The organism is Eggerthella sp., assembly GCF_048329335.1.
GTDB classification, from domain to species: Bacteria; Actinomycetota; Coriobacteriia; order Coriobacteriales; family Eggerthellaceae; genus Eggerthella; species Eggerthella lenta.
On record NZ_DBFEGU010000063.1, the window covers coordinates 1 to 1,942 of the forward strand.

The 1,942-nt window shown below is 72.0% G+C and carries 1 protein-coding gene; it reads right to left on the bottom strand.

Translation table 11 applies throughout. The features are described from left to right. Window positions 1–1,550 (bottom strand): cation-translocating P-type ATPase (locus tag ACMO6A_RS02045; RefSeq protein WP_418470707.1); only part of this gene is annotated, 1,550 nt, incomplete at its 3' end. Between the last annotated feature and the right edge of the window lie 392 nt (window positions 1,551–1,942).

A 1,942-nucleotide genomic window follows, 5' to 3' on the forward strand; every position in this document is an offset into this window, starting at 1 on the left:
CCGGGCAGGGCGCGGGTGGCGAATGCCAGCACGCGCAGCGCCTCGTCCGAGAGCCGTTGCGCCACGGCCAGCGCGCGGGCGCGATCCTCGTCGGTCATCGGCCGCGGGCCGTTCTCGTCCATGATGAAGGCGCAGCGGGGCAGCAGCGAATCGATCGCGCCCTTCACGGCGGCCACGATCTCGCCGTCGCGCTCGTGCACGGTGGACATGCGCTTGCGGTCGGAGTCGAAGGGGCGCTCGGCCAGGCGCGGGTAGGTCGAGCGCAGCGCGGTCGGGTCGATGCCGTTGTCGCGCGCCAGCACCAGCAGCGCGCCCTCGGTGGGGTCGCCGATGAACGCCTGCGCCCCCGACGCGCCCTCCTCGGCGGGCGCGAACGCGGCGTCGTTGCACAGCACGGCGGCGAATGCGAGGTAGCCGAACAGGTCGGGGTGCTCCTCGAGCGCTTCGGCGGGCTCGAGCGCCTCGTCGCGGTCGAGGTCGGGGCCCAGCGACACGCGCACGACGCTCATGCGGTTCTCGGTGAGGGTGCCCGTCTTGTCCGTGCAGATGACGGTGGCGCCGCCCAGCGTCTCGACGGCCGGCAGGCGGCGCACGAGCGCCTCGTGGCGGGCCATGCGCTGCACGCCCAGCGCCATGGTGATGGTGGCGGTGGCGGGCAGGCTCTCGGGGATCACCGAGATGGCCAGCGACACGGCCAGCAGCAGCAAGGGAGCGAACGGGCGGCCGTAGGCCAGGCCGACGGCAAGCACGGCCAGCGCCGCCGCTACGCCCACGATGGTGAGGATCTTGCCGAACGAGGCCAGCTTGCGCTTGATGGGCGTGTCCAGCTCCTCGTCGCCTTCCAGCATGCCGGCGATGTGCCCGACCTCGGTTCCCATGCCCGTGGCCACCACGATGCCCGCCCCGCGTCCCGCGGTGACGATGGCGGTGGCGAACGCCATGTTCGACCGGTCTCCCAGCGGCGCGCCGGGCAGAACCACGGCGGAGGCGTCCTTCTCGACGGGCACCGACTCGCCCGTGAGCGCGGCTTCCTGCATGCGCAGCCCGGCCGCCTCGACGAGTCGCAGGTCGGCGGGCGCCATGCTGCCGTCGCCCAGCTGCACGAGGTCGCCCGGCACGAGGTCGCGCGCGGGCACCACCATCTCCATGCCGTCGCGGACGACGCGCGCCTCGGGCGCGCTCATCGATCTTAGCGCTTCGAGCGAGGACTGCGCCTTGCGCTCCTGCACGATGCCGATGACCGCGTTCACCACCACGATGGCGAAGATGATGCCGGCTTCGGCCCATTCCTGCAGAAGCGCCGACAGCACGGCCGCCACGAGGAGGATGAGGATCATGGGGTCGGTCAGCTGCTCGCGCGCCATCTGCGCCAGCGTGCGCGGCGGCTTCGCGTTCAGCTCGTTGGGGCCCGTCTCGGCGAGGCGGCGCGCGGCCTCGAGCTCGCTCAGCCCTTCGAGCGAGGAGTCGAGCTCGAGGAGGACGTCGGAAAGGGGCTCCGCCTGCCAGGGTCGGGATGCGGGCGGTTTGACGGGTGCTTGAGTGTTCGGCATGGAGCTTCCTTTGCGCGGTCGTTGCGACGGTGTTCGCTTCCACGATACCCGTCCGCGGCTCGCGTCGATCGAACCGTCACGAGCCGGTTGCCGATCGGACGGTCGATCGTTCGGAGGGCATTCCCCGTCCCGTCGGTCGGCGCGGCGCGACGTCCTCTCGCCGCGCTCGGGCGCTTTCCGTTAGAATGGTGGTCTCCGAAGGAAAGGAAGCCCCGTGACCGCGAACCTCCGACTCGACCGTCTCCCGCGCACCGTGGAGCTGGCGCGCGCCGCCGACGGCGCCGCGACGCTCGCCTACGTCGACCAGCGCCTGTTGCCCGGCAAGCTCGCGATCGAGCGAACCGCGGATTGGGGGGCGGTGGGGGACGCGATCAAGACGCTCGCGGTGCGCT